The sequence below is a fragment of the Shewanella sp. 10N.286.52.A9 genome, from assembly GCF_041468985.1.
GTDB classification, from domain to species: Bacteria; Pseudomonadota; Gammaproteobacteria; order Enterobacterales; family Shewanellaceae; genus Shewanella; species Shewanella japonica.
In genome coordinates this window covers 1-18,493 of sequence record NZ_JBFRJQ010000023.1, presented here as the reverse complement: position 1 = coordinate 18,493, position 18,493 = coordinate 1, and the positions used below count along the sequence as shown (strand labels likewise).

General features: G+C 39.0%; 15 protein-coding genes. All 15 read right to left on the bottom strand.

Going from position 1 to position 18,493, the window contains the following annotated elements; all coding sequences use genetic code 11:
• Nucleotides 1–170: 170 nt before the first annotated feature.
• Nucleotides 171–767: a hypothetical protein gene (locus AB4128_RS15385; RefSeq protein ID WP_055026382.1), complete on the bottom strand. Its 597-nt coding sequence runs from the start codon at nt 765–767 to the stop codon at nt 171–173.
• 255 nt (nt 768–1,022) lie between these two features.
• Nucleotides 1,023–2,042, bottom strand: coding sequence for an HD-GYP domain-containing protein (locus tag AB4128_RS15380; protein WP_119969364.1), 1,020 nt, complete (start codon nt 2,040–2,042; stop codon nt 1,023–1,025).
• Between the two features lie 53 nt (nt 2,043–2,095).
• Entirely contained in the window at nt 2,096–6,796 is a 4,701-nt protein-coding gene (locus tag AB4128_RS15375) for a response regulator (RefSeq protein WP_372038207.1), read from the bottom strand.
• 48 nt (nt 6,797–6,844) lie between these two features.
• Nucleotides 6,845–8,440, bottom strand: coding sequence for a response regulator (locus AB4128_RS15370; RefSeq protein ID WP_372038206.1), 1,596 nt, complete (start codon nt 8,438–8,440; stop codon nt 6,845–6,847).
• Between the two features lie 61 nt (nt 8,441–8,501).
• A complete protein-coding gene (locus AB4128_RS15365) occupies nt 8,502–9,161 on the bottom strand; it encodes a potassium channel family protein (protein WP_372038205.1) in 660 nt (219 codons plus the stop codon).
• Nucleotides 9,162–9,173: 12 nt separating this feature from the next.
• Nucleotides 9,174–10,286 carry an AI-2E family transporter gene (locus tag AB4128_RS15360; protein ID WP_055026377.1) on the bottom strand — a complete coding sequence of 371 codons (1,113 nt, stop codon included), beginning with the start codon at nt 10,284–10,286 and terminating at the stop codon, nt 9,174–9,176.
• A 338-nt stretch (nt 10,287–10,624) separates the two neighbouring features.
• Nucleotides 10,625–11,689 (bottom strand): AraC family transcriptional regulator, encoded by a 1,065-nt coding sequence (locus AB4128_RS15355; protein ID WP_192021217.1) that lies wholly within the window; start codon nt 11,687–11,689, stop codon nt 10,625–10,627.
• A 110-nt stretch (nt 11,690–11,799) separates the two neighbouring features.
• Nucleotides 11,800–12,849, bottom strand: a complete 1,050-nt coding sequence (locus AB4128_RS15350; RefSeq protein ID WP_055026375.1) for a DUF2955 domain-containing protein — start codon at nt 12,847–12,849, stop codon at nt 11,800–11,802.
• Nucleotides 12,839–14,017 (bottom strand): HlyD family secretion protein, encoded by a 1,179-nt coding sequence (locus AB4128_RS15345; RefSeq protein WP_055026374.1) that lies wholly within the window; start codon nt 14,015–14,017, stop codon nt 12,839–12,841. Before AB4128_RS15345 ends, AB4128_RS15350 begins: the two co-directional genes overlap by 11 nt.
• Nucleotides 14,018–14,276: 259 nt before the next feature.
• Nucleotides 14,277–14,675, bottom strand: a complete 399-nt coding sequence (locus tag AB4128_RS15340; protein WP_055026373.1) for an ACT domain-containing protein — start codon at nt 14,673–14,675, stop codon at nt 14,277–14,279.
• 231 nt (nt 14,676–14,906) lie between these two features.
• A complete protein-coding gene (locus AB4128_RS15335) occupies nt 14,907–15,215 on the bottom strand; it encodes a YciI-like protein (protein WP_055026372.1) in 309 nt (102 codons plus the stop codon).
• A gap of 112 nt (nt 15,216–15,327) precedes the next feature.
• Entirely contained in the window at nt 15,328–16,173 is an 846-nt protein-coding gene (locus AB4128_RS15330) for a trypsin-like serine protease (protein WP_080916102.1), read from the bottom strand.
• 84 nt (nt 16,174–16,257) lie between these two features.
• Nucleotides 16,258–17,289 carry an acyltransferase family protein gene (locus tag AB4128_RS15325; protein ID WP_372038204.1) on the bottom strand — a complete coding sequence of 344 codons (1,032 nt, stop codon included), beginning with the start codon at nt 17,287–17,289 and terminating at the stop codon, nt 16,258–16,260.
• Between the two features lie 123 nt (nt 17,290–17,412).
• The gene (locus AB4128_RS15320; protein ID WP_372038203.1) at nt 17,413–17,742 is read right to left on the bottom strand and encodes a hypothetical protein; all 330 of its coding nucleotides are present in this window, start codon (nt 17,740–17,742) and stop codon (nt 17,413–17,415) included.
• 133 nt (nt 17,743–17,875) lie between these two features.
• A partial coding sequence (locus AB4128_RS15315; RefSeq protein ID WP_372038202.1) for a hypothetical protein occupies nt 17,876–18,493 on the bottom strand: 618 nt, incomplete at its 5' end.

The window sequence follows — 18,493 nt, the reverse complement described above, 5'->3', positions numbered from 1 at the left end:
AGCTCGAACAATTTACGTTTGGAGCGACAACCTAACAGTCCCTTTAGGTTGATTAGCCTATTAAACAGACAATAAAAAACCGTAATGAAAATGTTCATTACGGTTTCATATCTTGCTTTAGTCAGTGTTAACTAAAGACGCTGACTAAAACGTCATAGTCACTCTGTCGATTACTTTTCATCATTTTCGATAAAATCATCAGTAAAGTCAGTTGGCCAATATTTGTAACCTTGTACGGTTGCCTGAGCAGCAGCCCCCATCAAGTTGACTTGGTATGTTTTTACACCGCTCACGTCAACAGATTGGTTTGCAGACGCTTGGTCACCGCTTTCTTCATACTTAGCACTGGCTTCTGCTTGTGCTTGACCTTCATAACCGGATTCTTTAAAACGTGTCATTGCATCGTTATCCATAAAGGCTTGAACGAATGCCATTTGCTTCCAGCCAATACCAGCGCCAACACCACCTGTAGCAAAACGATAATAAGAGTTTTGTCCATTTGACGTTAATACACACACACCACCGCCAGTAGAAAGAGCAAATAAGTAACTGTTGCTCCCCGTACAAACAACATAGCCAACAGATTGTGCAACTGCTGTTTTAGCACCACTATGTTCAGCATAAATTTCTTGTAATGCCGCTTGTGTTTCTTTACGCGCATTGGCTTTTTTTGACTCAGGTGTGTCGCCTGTAGCACAACCCGTAAGTAAAGCCGGTACCATTACTGCAGCTAAAAGACATTTTTTACTGAATAAAGTCGTAGACATAGGTGTTTTCCTCTATGGAGTAAATTGCAAAGTTTTATGACATCAGTCACTGTATTTTTAATGCACGTTGAGCGATGACTTACCCTAATATTGGCTCGGCTTCATCAAAAAATGACTTGAAATACTATTAGCACTAATTGATTGAACAGCTGCTTCTCAACGACTTGATATGCAACAAGTATAATCTTGGTTATCTGACATTAGTTACCATTTTATGCCAACCTGTTAATACATCCGCCAGTTACACCAACCTAATTAACCTTCATCTCTAAATTTAGCCTTAATTTCTACAATTTGCTCAATATTATCAACAAACAATTGCACTAATTTAGGCTCAAAGTGACTGCCTGCTTCTCGTTCAAGTAAGGCTACAGCTTCCTCAACAGACCAAGGTTTTTTATAAGGGCGCTCACTGGTCAAAGCATCAAATACATCTGCCACAGCCACAATCCGGCCATAAAGTGGAATTTCTTCACCCTTCAGTCCATTGGGATAACCTGTTCCGTCCCACTTTTCATGATGAGTCAATGCCACCTCTTGTGCGATTTTTAAAAGAGGTGAATCATTATCGCCAAGTATTTCAGCTCCAATGACACAATGATGTTTCATTTCATCAAATTCTTCAGCGGTTAATTTGCCAGGCTTTTTTAAAATGGCATCTGAGACGCCAATTTTGCCAACATCATGCATAGGTGCTGCATGCATTAATACTTCTGCATCTGCTTCATTGATACCCGCTGCTAACGCCAAAATATGCGTGTAGTAGCTCATACGAATAACATGCATTCCTGTTTCATTGTCTTTGTATTCAGCCGCTCGGCCAAGCTTTCTAATAACATCGAGTTGATTTTGCGCAATTTCAGCCGTTTTTTGCTGCACTTTTATCGCCAGCATACGATTTTGATCTGTCAGCGCTAACTGAGTCTGCACGCGACGTTGAACAATAGGAGGATTAAACGGTTTGGTAATATAATCAGCGGCGCCAATATTTAGTCCTTTAATTTCATCATCTGCTGAAATTTTCGCAGTAACAAAAATGACAGGTATATGGTGAGTTCTTTCATCCGCTTTTAATTCCTGACAGACCTCATAGCCATCTATTCCCGGCATCATTATGTCGAGTAAAATTAAATCCAACGGAATCGCTCTAGCAATCTTCAGCGCTTGCTCACCATTTTTGGCGATTTTGATATGGTAATCAGCCTTCAGCACACCCGCGAGAACATCAATATTTGCTGGAGTATCGTCTACCACCAATATCGTTTGTTTTTCCATCTGTTCTCCTATCCCTTAATGTTATGTAAACAAGGTGCTGACGAAAATGTCAGCTAAGAATCAAGTTGATTTAATTGCTCAATCATTTGCTTAGCTATTTCCATAGCCGTATCTAATTCATATTCGCTTAACTGCTTTTCTAATAATTTATAATTATGAAGTAATGGCTCGACATTCAAGCAATCACCGTGGTCGTCTAAATACTCAGTTGCTTCCATATCAAAGCTTTCAAGCATCGTAATCAGTGCTGATAAGGTTTTAATCGCTAATGGTTTATCTAAGGTTAGACTATTTTGTTGAGCTGATAATGTCGGCATTGAGTTATTAATCTCTGTGCATACTTCACTAAGCGCTTTTTCCAATATAAGAACAGTCTTAACATTACTCTCTGCTAACTCTTGCTCAAGCTTAGCGGCTAATTCTGCTACGTGTTCAGCGCCAATCATTCCTGCAACACCTTTTAAAGTGTGCACAAGTCGCATTGCTAACGTCTCATCGTTAATTGCTATCGCACGTGTGAAAGCTCCCACAAAACCCGATTGCCCAACAACAAATTTTGCCAACAGTTTACGGTAAAGTACTACATCGCCTTGCGTTCTTTGCAGACCTTGCGCTGCATTTATCGATTTAAATTGATTAACAAAATCATGATCGTTATTTTTATCAATTGTCAGGCTATTCACATCAATAGGATTTACTGGCGATATCCATTTAGCCATAGTGATAAACATCGCTTCTACATCAATAGGTTTAGGGATATGATCATTCATGCCAGAGGCTATGGCTTTTTCTCTATCGCCAGCCATAGCATTTGCAGTCATCGCAATTATCGGTAAATCAGCATTTTCAGGAATAGCTCGTAATTTTGATGCCGCTGTATACCCATCCATTACAGGCATTTGGCAGTCCATTAGAATACCGTCAAAATTTTCTTTAGCTGCCAAATCCAGTGCTTCTTGCCCATTTTGAGCTAACGTGGTGATAATTTGTTTGCTGTTTAATAGTTCTTCAATCAATTCTTGATTCAAATCGTTATCTTCAGCGATTAACACACTGGCACCAGCCAAATCTGTTAAAGCTTGTGTTAATTCGCTTTTAGAGGTGGTATCTGCGGCATAAGGACTAGCATCTGACAGAACGTAAGATAAGGTTTTCACCAAATTAGTCTGAGTTTGTGGCTTAGTTAAAATACTATCAAAGTGCACATCAGATGCACTCATGAGTAAGTCTTCTTTGCCGTATGCAGTAATCATAATGAGCTTAGGCTTTATCTCAGGCTCAAGCTCGCCAATAAAGCGTGCGACATCTAAGCCACTAACTTCGGGCATTTGCCAATCGACGATCGCCACATCAGGCCGCTCACCTGCATTAATTAAATCTATTGCTGCCTGGCCTGATTCAAGCGCTTTTACTTTCATGCCCGCTCTCATCAACAAGCTTGATAACACTTCACGGGCAGCTTGGTTATCATCGACTAACAATACCGACTTCCCTGCAAAACTTACATGCTGATTTACATTTCGAGGAGAAGAGGCAATTGGGTTTAAATCAAAAGGAGTAGAAAGATTGAACGTACTCCCAACCCCTACTTCACTACTTAGTGTGATGCTGCCGCCCATCAATTCAGCTAGATTTTTACATATGGCTAAACCTAAACCTGTGCCGCCATATTTTCGTGTTGTTGAAGCATCTGCTTGTGAAAAGGCATTAAATAATCTCGATTGCTGCTCAAGGCTCATACCAATACCAGAGTCTTTCACAGAAAATGTTAAATAAGCTTGAGTTGACGTGAGCTTGTCTAACATCACCGAGATAATGATATTGCCATTGTCTGTAAATTTAACTGCATTATTGGCTAAATTAATTAATACTTGGCCAACTCGTAAGGGATCACCAAGTAAGTTTTCAGGGATCTTGTCATCAATATCAAATAGCAGCTCTAGTCCTTTCTCTGCCACCTTTATACCAATTAAATTACTCACATTATTAAGTAAGTCATCAATACTTAGGTCAATATTTTCAATATCTAACTTGCCAGCTTCAATCTTAGAAAAATCAAGAATATCGTTAATAATGCCCAATAATGATTGGGCTGAGTTATTGGTTTTTTCAATATAGTTACGTTGCTGACGGGTTAACTCTGTTTCAAGCGCTAAGTGAGACATACCAATAATCGCATTCATCGGCGTACGAATTTCATGACTCATGTTCGCTAAGAAATCACCTTTTGCTTTATTAGCATTGTCAGCCTCAGCAATGGCGTCCGCTAACTCACGCTCCAATTCTTTTGCAGCGTTAACATTAATATGTACTCCACTAATGCGTTCAGGCATGCCTTTGTCATCAAATTCTGACGTCTGACCGATACTTAAAATCCAGTCATAGCTACCGTCTTGTCGAAGCAACCTGAATTCCTGACGGACAATCTGATTTGGGTCGTGTTCAACAATGGACTTAGCGTCAAAAATATCAGCTTCATCATCGGGGTGAACTAGCGATGCAAATGTATCTACACCATTTTTTAATGGCGACCATTTATCTTCGTTGGCGCAAACATCAAGTTGTCGATACCCCAGCATTTCGCTGTACATTCGATTAACGACAACACGATTTTGATTCGGATAAAAATCCCACATTCCCATCTGAGAACTTTTTGCTGCGACTTCAAGCTTCTCTTCTGAATCAAGTAATAAGTTTTCAGCTAATTTCTGTTCAGTAATATCAAATACTGTACCGTCGAAATAGCATTCTTGCTCATTATCAGTTAATTCGAATTTCGCCATAATCTGGACATAACGTAACTCGCCAGAGCGATTCATAATCCGCATATCGAGTAATACTTTGCCGTTTTGTAATGCAGCTTCGCGAACCTTTTCAAAAAAACCTTCGCCGTCGTTCCCTACTGCCAAATCAACGAAACGCCTTACAGGGTTCTTACCAATAAAGTCACTCACTGGATAACCGGTAATATGTTCAAAATTCGGGCTAATATAAAAAACGGTAAAGTTATTTTTCTTCAAATCGACGTAATTACAACGAAATACTGCTCCTTGTATATTCTCAACTAAGGTCTGATATTGCTGCTGATTCTTCAGCATTTCAGCCCTGACAGTCTCTTGTTCGTTGACATCGAGTATCGCTAAACGGATCTCAGCTAAACTCCCATCGGGATGAAACTCGGTTCGTACCGATAATGACACCGCTAACGCGCCACTTGAGTGAGTGTGTAAATACAATCTCGCATCTGAGGTACCTTCACCTTGTAATGCCGATTCAAAAATCTGTTTACCCTCACCATCATCTGTTGCTAATACATCCATCCATTGCAATGTCGCAAATGCTTCACGGTCATGACCGGTTATTTCAGCAAACTGCTTGTTATGCTTGGTAAAATTGCCATTTTTATCTAAGGTGGCATAAGCTACAGGCGAGTTTTCATATAAATCCCATAACCTATTTTCACGTTCTTGCAGATCTTTGGTTCTAATCGAAATGGTTTTTTCTAGTTTTTCATTATTAATTTGCAATCGCTGCAATACATGACGACTCAGCCACAAACTGGCAGACGTGAGCAATAAACAAGACAAAGCAATAATGCAAATTAGGGTAATAATGATATTTTTGAAATATTGAAAATTACTGCTCGCTTCATCAATACTCATTTCTGTCACAATGCCGAAACCGTATCGCTCATCCCACTTCCAAGCACCGATAACTTCGACACCTAAATAATTTCGATAACTTTTAAAAGAGTTACCATTATTTTGCGAACTCACTTGCTCAGCAGCATAGGTTAAACGTCTTTCATTATGACTTTCGGCGGCGGGTTCATCTGGCGTTAACTCTCGCTGAGGGTTAGTGACATAAAGATTAAGTACTGACATTTGACCAGGCTCTAATAACCCAAGCGAAACTAATCTATCTTCATGGCGACTGTGAGATAACATCCTGCCCTTGTGATCAACAAAGTATGACTCGCCAGTATCACCCACAGCGCCACTTTGGGTTAAGTTTGCGAACTCTAAATATGGATCAATTCGTAACGATAACACTGCTGTAATTTCACCGTTATCTTGAATAATTGGACTGAGTACAAACATGGTGGGAGTATCTGAACGGGTAATCCCCAAGGGATTTAACAAGGGAACATCTGAGCGCATTGGTGGGGTTATTACAACTTTACCGCTTATCGCTTCATTAAATAAATTAGGATAGATACGTTTTACAATGTTAGTTAAACCAAGGTTTGCATCTCGGCTAGACGCGAGATTTTTACCATCTAAGCTAATAATAAAAAAACCTAATGACCCAAAAGAGTCACTGTAACGTTCATAAGCATCCCTAGACCAAATTAAGTGCTCACTGTCTAGTAACTCTTCTTTATCTGCGCCAATATTTTCTAGTTTAATGGCTCGCTTTAATAACAAAGGGTTTGTCGCAACCGCATTTACACGGTCTTCCCAACCTTTTACCCATGACGACAAAGCGGCATCCGTAGTTAAGGCTACAGACTCTAATGCTTCAGAGCTTTTTTCAATATCATGTTTATAAGCTATGTTAAGCCCGATGTTGGCAATCGTTGTCATTAAAGCCAAAAAACTACAGACGATTAAGCCAATATAAAGGCGGTTTTTGTCATTGGAAAAAAAACGCGTAATGTCTTCATTTGCTTCGGTGCGCAAACGTAAAAATAGCCAACCTAAGAAAATAAGTAATCCCGCTGAAGCCAACATCAAAAACGCATTGATTTCCATAACCTTCCTTATTTCGGGCGCAAACCCTGAATCTACATAATGACTTAATTACTCATGCGGGAGATACACTGACACACTAGTCGTTTGGTTTGTATCATCAACATCTAATGCCACTTTACCTTGCTGAGCCTCGGCAAGTAATTTTGCTGAATATGTCCCAATTCCTGTGCCATCGCTTTTGCCAGCTGAAACATACTTTTGCCAAAAATGTTGTCGGATATCTTCATCCACAACACCAATATTTTGAATACTCACTTTTAAGAATGCTTGTTTGGTTTCAGGCTCTTGCTCACGTTGTAGCATCACCGAAACTCGTGTTTTACTTGGCGCAGCTTCACATGCATTCTTTAATAAATTGAATAACATGGAATAACTTAAACTTTCATCACCCATTGCAACGTAATCTTCATCACCGTCTTCTTCGCAATCAAGATAGATAAGCAAGTGCTTAACCTGAAACGTTTTCTTTAACACAGCAATGATTTTTTGGATAAGGGCGAGTATAGAGAATCGTTTAGGGCTTAACACAAAACGCCCCGTTTCAATTTTATACAGTTCACTGGACATATTAATCATGTTCAACAACTGAAATGTCATGTCCTCTGCAATCATCGCATTTTCAGCATTATTTTTAGAAATATGTGGGTCTGACTTAATTTGCTCAATCAATGCCATTAACCCTGCAATAGGCCCCTTTAAATCATGCTGTAAAACTTGCTGTACTTCTTGTTTGAGTTTTTCATTTGCCACTAAACTGTCGAAATCTGATTGCAAATTCTTATGCATAGTCACATAAGCCATCAGATTCCGTACTCTTAATTTGAGTAGTTCGGGTTGTATTGGTTTACTGATATAGTCAACCGCCCCACCATCAAGTCCTTGCAGTTGATACTTATCTTCTGTGAGTGCGGTGACAAAAATGACGGGAATATGCTCCGACAATGGATGTTTTCGAAGTTGCTTTAACACCTCAAAGCCATCCATATCTGGCATCATAATATCTAATAAAATAATATCTGGAGGCGTGTCAGACTGAGCGATTTCAAGCGCCTTCGCCCCTTGTTTAGCCAGTTTAACTTGGTACTCGTCTTTTAATAATCCACCTAATAAGGTTAAGTTATCGGCAGTATCATCAACAATAAGTACTGATGATTTTTGATGTTTATCTTGCTTAATAAGATTGAGGGCTATATCACTTTCTGCATCTAATTGCTCACTCGTCGATGTTGCCTCTTGTGCTACAACACCAGCTTTATTACTCACAAAACCTTGTAAGCATTGAGTGACCCTTTGTTGCAATATCATGCTGTTAAATGGTTTGATGACAATATCAGTCACACCTTCTTCGATGGCCTGACTGACGCGTTCTCTGGCTGCTTCTGCCGTGATCATTAAAAAAGGGATATATTGAAATTTTGGTGTACTTCGAACCACACAGAGTAATTCAATTCCAGACATGACCGGCATGTTCCAATCAGAAATAATAAGGTCAACATGGGTGTTTTTAAGTATGTGTAGTGCCTTAGCGCCATTTTCAGCTTGATAAATTTGGCCAACACCAAAGCGACGTAATTGATCAGAACTAATTTTGCGAATGGCGTCCATATCATCCACTATTAACACGGTTTTCTTCGCTAATTCCATGAAACCTCTTCTATCTGAATCAAGCCACCAAACTGAAAGATAACGCTTTATTCGTTCGCCTTTAAGAGTCTGTTTGTGACATTTTTGCCCCGACTAAACTTGCCACAATAATTGCCATATAAAATTGCCCACAAATCGCCTCTGAAAAAGCAAAAAAGCGAGCAATGGGCATATTTGGAGAAATCTCACCATAACCTACGGTCGTGAGGGTGATATAGCTGTAATAGATTGCCGTCGAAAAATTATCAGTCCATTTTTGTACTTCAATGCCATTAAAAGCAGGGCCAAATATCTCAATCAATAGTAAATATATAAAAGCCCAAATTAGCCCTAATAGTAAAAATATACAGATAGAACCTATAATCTGATTCGTGGATATTTTGCCGCTGAACAATACTTGTTTTGCTGCGCGATAGGTTGCAACGACGAGAAAAGCCAAAATTGTTAATAAGCCAACAATATCAAGGTTAAGTAATTCAAAAACCGAGCCAATACTGGCAAATAGCAACGTCGTGAACATTAAGCCAAAGGTTGATCGAATCCAGCGTTTATTCTCGCCTAGACCGATAACTGCAATAGACAAGCTCATGACTGTGGTACCAACAATAATCATTTGCCCAGCTTCAAAAAACTGCTCAACCAAAGCTGCACTTAACAGCACTAATATTAACGAGCCAAGAAGGTAAATAAAGTTATCTTCTTGGGACATATGTTTATTCATTAAGCTTTACCTTTACTCTTTTTCTGCATCTGGTAACACAGATTCACTATCAAGCTCAGCCGTTTCAACCACAAGCCAAGCTGAGAAAAGTTTGTAACTCAATGCAAGTACAACGGCTCCAACAAATAAGCCAACAATGCCAGATAGAATCATCCCACCAATTGCACCTAGCAATATCACTAACATAGGAATATCAACACCGCGCCCCATTAACATAGGTTTTAAAAATGCGTCACTGGCACTCACCAAAATACTCCAAATCATGAACATAATGGCTACCGTTGAAGATTCCACGGTAAATACATACGCAATAATGGGGCCCAAAATTAAAATAGGCGGCAGTTGAATAATGGCTAAAATAAGAACCAGTAACATCCAAATACCCGTACCCGGTACACCAGCTAAACCTAAGCCAATACCCGCTAAAATGGATTGAATAAATGCCACGCCAATAACGCCTTGCACCACACTACGAACCGTAGCGACTGCAAGTTCAGAAAACTCTTCACCATGTTTACCAGCAAGCCTTACCGAAACCTTATGAAACATCTGGTTTGAGCCTTGGGCCCGAGACATGAATACACCTGCAATAATGATCGAAATCAGAAACTGTAAGACGGTCATCCCAAAACTGCCGAATATACTTGCAGCCTTAGACGAGAACCCTTTGATTTCATCAGCATAGGTTCTGACAACTTTTTCTAAGTCAGAAGAAACCGAAGACCAAAAGTTGTACAGCTTTTCACCTACTAGCGGTAAATCAGCTACAGATTCTTTGGGCGCAGGAATCACTAAAGTACCGTCATGGACTTCAGCGATAAAATCTTGAGTGCCTGACACTATCGCGCCAGAAAAAAGGAAAGTCGGAACTAGTAGTAATGACAGAGCAAGTAACGTGACCAGCAAGCTAGATTTACCCACTGATAGTTTTACTTTTTTACTGAGTAATATCACCACTGGATAGAGTGCAATAGCTATAATACCACCCCATAGAATCGGCATGATAAACGGCTGAATAATTTTAAAACACCAAATCACCATGATGAAAATTAGCGCAATTTTAATCGCAGCATCAACAGCAGCATGAGTAAACTCAGATGCAGTTGTTATTTTTTTCTCACTCATAAGTTGTCTTTCCCTGCTTTATTGGCAATCCATTTATCAATATTGAACGAAACCATGAATCGATATAGTGTCGTTAACTTGTTTAAACAAAAGTCATTTATGTTTCATTTGCTATTAAAATATAGCGTAAGTTATATAAGATTACACTGAGTTAAAAATAAAAATATTAATTCGCTATTATTTTTTTATTAACTGGTTTTTCTCGCTAAACACAGGGGCATATTTAATATAAAACTGAGATTAATCAGTCATATGTGATAGCGACAATTGTCATGCCCCCCGCGAAGCAAACACGACTATCAGTCATTCAAACGCAACATGAATATAATTGAAGTTAATTAAGATAAGTTCTTTCTGAATTCACGTGGTGAAACGCCAGCTAAACGTTTAAACGCACGCGAAAAATGGGCGACATCAGCATACCCTAATGCGGATGAAATTTGAGTAACGGGTACACTAGGATCATTTAACATCAACTTTGCTTGTTCAAAGCAAATGCCTTCAATCACTTTGCTGTAACTCAATCCTTCTTCTGTGAGGCGGCGCTGTAAAGTGCGTACACTGAGTCCTAATAAATCCGCTGCGGTGGTAATTGAAATTCGTCCCATGCTCAAATAAGGCGTGAGAGCATGAGTAAAGCTATCAATAAATCGCTCAGGCCCCTCAATTACAGCCTGTGGGGGTTGGCTCCAGCCTTTTTTATACTTAACGCTTTGCGACAAAACTTCGGCAGAAATGCTCACAGCAGTGACACTGCGTGCATAATAAATTTGTGACTTACTGACCTTTAATTCACTTAAGTAATCCACTTCGCTTGGAGACTGCAGAGCAATCTCATCAGGTGACCACTGGCTCTGAGTTAACACCCTAATTAGCTCAAGCATCATAGTTACCGCAAACAGTTCTGCGAGATTGGCATCAAAAGAATGTTTAATATTTCGGTATCGTGCGAACCACACTTTGTTAACCGAGGTTTTAAGCTGAATATTGGTCTGTTTTGATTCACTGTTTACAAGATGGGTAAACTCAAGCAATGCGTCTCTTACCGTGCCATTTAATGCCATTTTAGCAAGATGCTGCGGCACAAAAATACTTCTCGCTACTTGCTCTAACCAATTGGCAAAACGCTTAGAGTTCAGCTTGCGATACATGATTGCCAGTAATTTTTGCAGTGCCGCTTCTGAAAGGTATTCAGGTTTAGAGGAAAGTACAGTATCTGGCAGGCCAGCTTCTTTCAGAACAGGGTATATATTATTTTCAAAGTCTTTAAGTCTAGCGATGAAAGGAACAAAGTATTCGGCACGTAATAGCGGAATATAATGGTTCTCTTCCAGTGTTTTTTTAGATTCAGCTTGTACTGCATGTTGAGTTTTGTTTTTTGCGTTACTTTGGGTTTCAGTCATGATGTGATTACCTTTAACGCCTAGATACTGTTTAAAAAAGCTGCCTATACCTGTTGTTTAAATCAATTTAAATTTCGCCTGCTGTCACTCAAGATTTATCTGTTTACTCATCAAACAGCGGTTCTTTTTTGTAAAAAGCGCCAATTTCTCGTTTCTAAAAAGAAAGAAGCAACAACCATATACACCCCGACAATAAATAGTTGAGCAATACGAATATAGAAATTCGTCGCCACATCAGCGTCTGTGGATGATGCCGTAGAGCCAACAACAACTAACAGCGCCGAGAAAATACCCGCAAAAATGGGGGCCTTAACAGGATCTGCATAAATTTTTTGACTAAATATTAAGGCGCACATCATGGCTAGGCCGATATAAAAAACAAGTTCAGGTACAATCACTAGCATGTTATAAAACACTATCGCTAATACCCCACCTATCCCATTGGTAATCAATAAGAAAAGACTCACTTTTACACTTTTACTTCCGGCAGATTGTAACGATAAAATAGCAATAAATATCATCGTTAGTAAGGCGCCTGTTATCTCAAACAAAAAGAAGAAAGTAATAACAGGAAACGCAATAATCAGCGCTCTCACCGATTCATATAAGCGCTCATCTGTTGTCAGTCCAGCTTCAATATGAGATTCACGATTGGGCGATAAGTCAGGTAGTAAAATATGTAATAAGGCAAATATTAATACCGACACGACACCAGAAAAACTCAAACCCACACCGACAAAAATGGCGGCTCCAGGATGTAAAATCCCTAAATATGGCAAAACTAACGTAGAAATAATTAAGATAGTGGCAAAAAAATTCCACTTGGGATCGGAGAACAAATAATAAGCCCACAGCATCAACACGGCCAGCAAAGGTAATAGCACGAGCGGGTATTGCACTGGGCCAAAACTGACCAACCAAGCAATACCGATAGTCACGACCATTGAAATCAACAATTCATAAACGGTTTGAATTGTTGGCTCGACTCTATCAACAAGAAACTTAGCCACAAATACCGGCACGATAAACGCTAATTGCCAAGCAAACACCGCCGAAATACCAACTGCGAGTCCAATACCTAGAGTGAAGCGCAATACACGTCGTGTATATATTGCTTCTTCTAATTCAGGATCAAGTGTCGCTACCGCCTTATCTGACATAAGAGAACCAGCTAACAAGACGGATCCAGAACTTACCAAATAGGTTCATTATCGAGCTCTCTTTGGTGTAGACCATCACGTCGGCTTGTCCGCCAACACGACGTAATCCTTTAGCTTCCTCTTCATCAAATACAATCGTGACAGGGAAGCGTTGAGATTGTCTTAACCAACCCGTTTGCCCTGTCGTTTGCGCTAATTTACCCGTTTGCTCGTTTTGGCCCCAATCGACACCATAATCAATGTAGGCGACTTTACCTGTAAAGACTTCACCAGGCGCGTAATCAAGTGCGAACTCCACTTTATCGCCAGGCTTCATATTGCCAATACTGTTTTCTCTAAAGTTTGCTTCAATCCACACATCTTCAGAAGAAATAAATGTCATAACAGGCTGGCCTGCATTGGCATAAAAGCCTTCTTTTAAACGGAAGTTTGATGCAACACCATCTGTTGGCGCTTTAATTTCGGTTCTTGCTAAATTAAGCTCGGCCTGTTCTAACGCTAACAGTGCAGATTTAACGGCGGTATTATTTTCACCTTCAGAACCTAAACGTTCTTCTGCTTTAGCTAAATCAGCTTTTGCAGCTGCGACACCAGACTCGGCACTGACTAACTCAGCACGGGCATTATCGGCATCAGCTTGTGACATAACTTGTTGCTCAACCATAGTAAAAATACGCTTTGATTGTACCTGCGCATTTTTATAATTCGCTTCCGCATTAGCCACTTTAGCCTTAGCAGCTGTCACATTAGCAGTTAATGCCCCCATATTTTGCCCTGCTTGGGTCACTTGCTGTTGAGCAGTAAACAAGGCAATTTCATAATCTCTTGGATTAATACGAGCTAACACTTCCCCTTCACGGACCAAAGTATTTGCAGTGGTAAGAATTTCAATTACCTCACCTGACACTTGAGGTGTAATCGGCACAACATATCCGCGTACTCGTCCTAAGTCCGTTGACGGTATATAGCGATCGGCAAATAAATGGAATACAAATAAAAAGCACACCACTAGTAGAATAATATTAGTAATTTTTCGGATTTTTTGATTCTTAGCTTTGTCAGCAGGTGCATCTGGTGAGGCATTATCGGCGACAACATCGGTTTTTTGAGCTTCTTCTGTAGGCTTTTCTTCTTGCGTTGAAGGAAGCTCTTTTTTATTTTCTGTCATATCTTTCCCTTGAATAGCCACACGAAATAACGTTTAAAAGACTTTATTTCAACACCGACAATGTTAACAAGTATTCAATCAGTTGTTAGCAGAATTCAAGTATAGAATTATTTTGCTAAAGATCTCAAATATAACGATTAAATTCTCAAACAATATATCGCTATTCAGTACGGAAAAATAAGCAAAGAGGCAAGTAAATGAAGTCAGTTATACACCTATAATGGTCATCAACTCACTTCATTTTTAGGATGTACACAGATTAGTTTTTTGAAAAGCTCTGTAATGCAATCATCGCAGCAGAAGCTTTATCTGCAGGTACGAAGATGTGATCATGGTAGTAAGCCGCAATCACATTGGCACTGATATTATGCTGCGTCAGTTTATCTGATATTGCTGCCGTTAAGCCAACCGCTTCAAGGCTCGAGTGAACGGTTAACGTGATTTGCTTAAATTTTGCCTCAAATGGCAGGTATGCCTGTGTGGCACTTTCCGCCGATAACACTAAGGTTAAGCCTTCTTTTTCTTGAAAAAAACATACTGGATTAAGGTGAACATAATCAGCAATTCGCCCCGTTACAGAACAAAAAACAAATTCCCCAGCTTGAAGTTCTGGAGACATACTTGATAATAATTGTGATAAATCAGTCATTCCTGTCATTGCCGTTTCCTGTGCTATCTCAGTTTGCATAATGTCTTATTACAGATAATTACCATTTTCATTTTGAGCCAATATGATTCGATAACACCTTTCTTTAGTTTTATTCTGTAATCAAATTTTCATTAGAATCGTCTTGAAACATAATGCCTCAATAACCGGCTAAAAGTTGTTGGCTATAAGTAAGTGAGGCACAAGTAAAATCAACTGTTTTTGTCCTGTTTTAATGATTTGTTAAGTGCTAATTGCCAAATCATCAGGAGAAACTCCTGCACCAAGTACGATTGACCAAGCTCTAACTTTCCAATTTTTTACTAAGCCGTTTAGAACATACGGATCTTGTTTAGCAAACTTCTCCGCAATATCAGGAGAGCTACCTTTAAAAAGTAATACAGCTCCATCGCTAGGCTCAGTTAATGCACCACCTAACAGTAATTCACCGCGTTCTACAGCAGATAAGGCAAGTTTAATATGCTCATCTCGGTAAGTTTCTCTTCGAGAGATATAATCAGAAACTACATCATAAGTTAATAGAAAATACATATTCGGCTTAATCCTTTACACCTAACGCCTCAATAAGAGGAATTTATAGTTGGCTTAAATGTTGAACGCAGAGAAAATAGCCTGCTGCAACTTTTCCAGCTTTAATGCCTTGTTATATTGCATTTGGCCTCAATCCAATATCTGAGCATACCTCTGGTAAAATTTCCTTAGAGAGACCAGTCGGAAGTGCATCCAATTTAGGCGTCGCAAATTGAAGTTGATACAACTCATCCTCGCTCGTAATACTTTCTATCCATGAATTAAAGAAGGAGACTCTGGAGTAAACTTCCGTAACGCCATATTTACCAATACTACCACCTTCAACTCTGGAGCTAATACCCAACAAATAATTAGTATTGTTTGTTTTTATATAAGCTGGTCCGCCGCTATCTCCACCACCAGATACTCCTTCTAACGGTAAAGCTGAACTATCACGATCAAACCGAAACTTTATTAATGGACCATTTGCTAACACGATCTTATTTTCAGCTTTTCTTAGAACCCCTGCGTTTTCGTAATTATCTATGGTTTGCCCAGTCAATCCATTTCCGGTTCCCCCTACACCTATAAACCAAGTTGATTTTCCAAGCTCATCTGATTTTTCATAGATAGTTGCAGGCTCAATGTCATTAATAGGGTTAACTAATTTTACAAGTGCAATATCATGGCTTTTACCTGGCTGATAATTTTTGTGCACAAATATTCGTTCTACTTTATGAAGGCCATTGTGTAATGCAATATAGCTACCAGAATTTACGCAAAATGTTGCATGGGCTGCGGTTACAACCCATTTGGGTTTAATTAGTACTCCATGAGCGCCATCTACATAAAATGTAGCCAAAGGCTTAAAGTCCTCAGAATAGGCAAGGTATTTTTCATTATCAATATCATGCCGAACTACAATCGCTGATGCTGATAGGCTTATAAATATTAAAGTAGACACTAGAATTATTCGCATGACACTCCTTTGCAATTTAACGCCATGATAAGAGGTGTATAAATGTTGGCTAAAATTAGTGAAGTACGGACGGCTAGTCAACGTTTAGACGTCCTTATCCTTTATCATCTTGTTAGATGCTATGTTACGTATGAACCTAGCAACGGGCTTTTCAAAATATTTAAATGATACAAATGCTACTGAAACAGTTAAAACCAAAGATAATAATAACTTCAATTCAACACTTAAATTGAGCTTGTTTACAAAAATAATAATTGGCATGTGAAGCAAATATAATGAATAAGATATTTTTCCCAAGAAGTCACCGAACCTGTTAGCTAATAGCACATTGTTATCAGGAACTAAAAATACAATACAAAAAAATACGGAACTCATTACAAGTAATACTTCATAGCTTAACCACATTCTTGTCTTTGCATCAGACGTAACAGATGAGATCTCTGGATACATAGCAGGTATTAAGAGTAACACGAAAATAAAGTAATGTTTCTTAAGGTATTTCGGTACCTCAAAAGACTTATAATGCATTCCAAAAATAACCCCAATAAAAAAATAAGGTAAACTTCTTAACGTATTAAATAAGTTGTAACTAACTCCGTTTATGTCTCCATATACTCGTGGAAAATTTGCAAAAAATAGCAGGAGCATAACCGCTAATATTGAAAGGTAAATATAGCCCCTCCTATTCTTTGAAAATGACCAAAAAATCAGGAATACGAAGTAAAATTGTATTTCAGGGGGGATTGACCAAAGTACACTGTCACCATATAAAAATAGAAGATGACTAATCAGTGCATTCGTATCTGGAATGTTATAAAGACTATCATTGCCGATTAAGGACAAAACATAAGAGCTAAGTACAATAACCAAGAATAATGGAACTACTCTTGCGATTCGAGCTAATAAGTAGCGCTTGATATTAATGCTGTTGAATTTTTGGGTCAGGTATAAGTGAGACATTAAAAAACCACTCAGCAAGAAAAACAGCATTACACCGTACGCTCCAGAGCCTCCGCCTAACATTCCATTAAGCCAATTTGTAATATCGCTAAAATGAGTAATAAACACAATTAATGCAGCCAACCCACGCAATGTGTTTAATTTTCTAATCTCCAACTAAAACCCCGGACTTGAATAAAGCTTGCATCTAACGCCCAACTAAGGGGCAAATTAATGCTTGGTGCTTGGCTATAATTTGGAACGCAGTGACAAAGCCAAGCTTTATTTGTCCCGCTTTAGTTACTTGTTAGCTATACCTTTATACCCAGCTTTAAAGGTGTTAATGCTGTTAGGGCAATGTTTATACGCCACTTTGTATAACTCTCTAAATTCCTTTTGCTCGTTTGTATTTATGTCAAGTTCGAGAGTTGTATTTTCAATTACACTGGTCATTAATGACAATTCTTTAGCTATAAGGTGATCAGGGTTTGTAATTTCTTTATCGGGAATATTACGCAAGCACTCCATAACTTGAATTACAGGGTTAATATTTTTCTGAGAAGCAATGTCGTTATTGCAAAGCCCTGAAAAAGAAATGACTGAAAGAAAAAGCAATATCCATATTTTCATCTGAACTCCAAGTACACCTAACGCTTTGCTAAGGGGCAATTAGCAGTTGGCTAAACTTGCGCGAAGCGCCAAGCCAACTGTTAATTGTCCCAGTGAATTTACGAACGAACTTGAGCAACTTGTTATGTAACACTTATCCAGAACCTTTCATGATGTTCTTATTTAGCAGCTCAAACTCTTTGATTAACTTGTCACAATCTGCCTTTTTAGCTTGGCAGAGTGCTGACATTTGAATGTAAATTGCTTGGTTTTTCTCAAGGACTTTACGCTTTATCGCTGCTGGGTGAGCTGCGTGAGTCTCGGGAGTAAACGACCATAAAACTAAGTTAGACTCTTCTTTATCTTCGATAATAGTCCAGCCTCCTTGGATGCTTAAATTTGTACCATCTTTATTTTTCAATGCTTGAAGAGCTAAGTCGACTGTTTTATATCCAATAGAACTATTTTCATTTGCAGATGATGGGAAGGCTAATAGTGCGCCAATGAATGCTATAGGTATAATTTTCACTAAACTCTCCGTGTTACATAACGCCCCAATAAGGGGCTGATAAACGCTTGGATAAACTGTGTAGCGTAGCGGAACTGAGCCAAGCTTTAGCAGTCCCGTCCTTAATTGGCTTGTATGGATAATAAACCCACCTAATTTACAAATACTTCCCTGTTTCGGGTAATGTGAGACCCAGGCTTTAGCTGCAACTAAAGCTTTCCTTGTCGTAGTTCGATTGATTGCAGGCTCCTCTATTGAGAGACC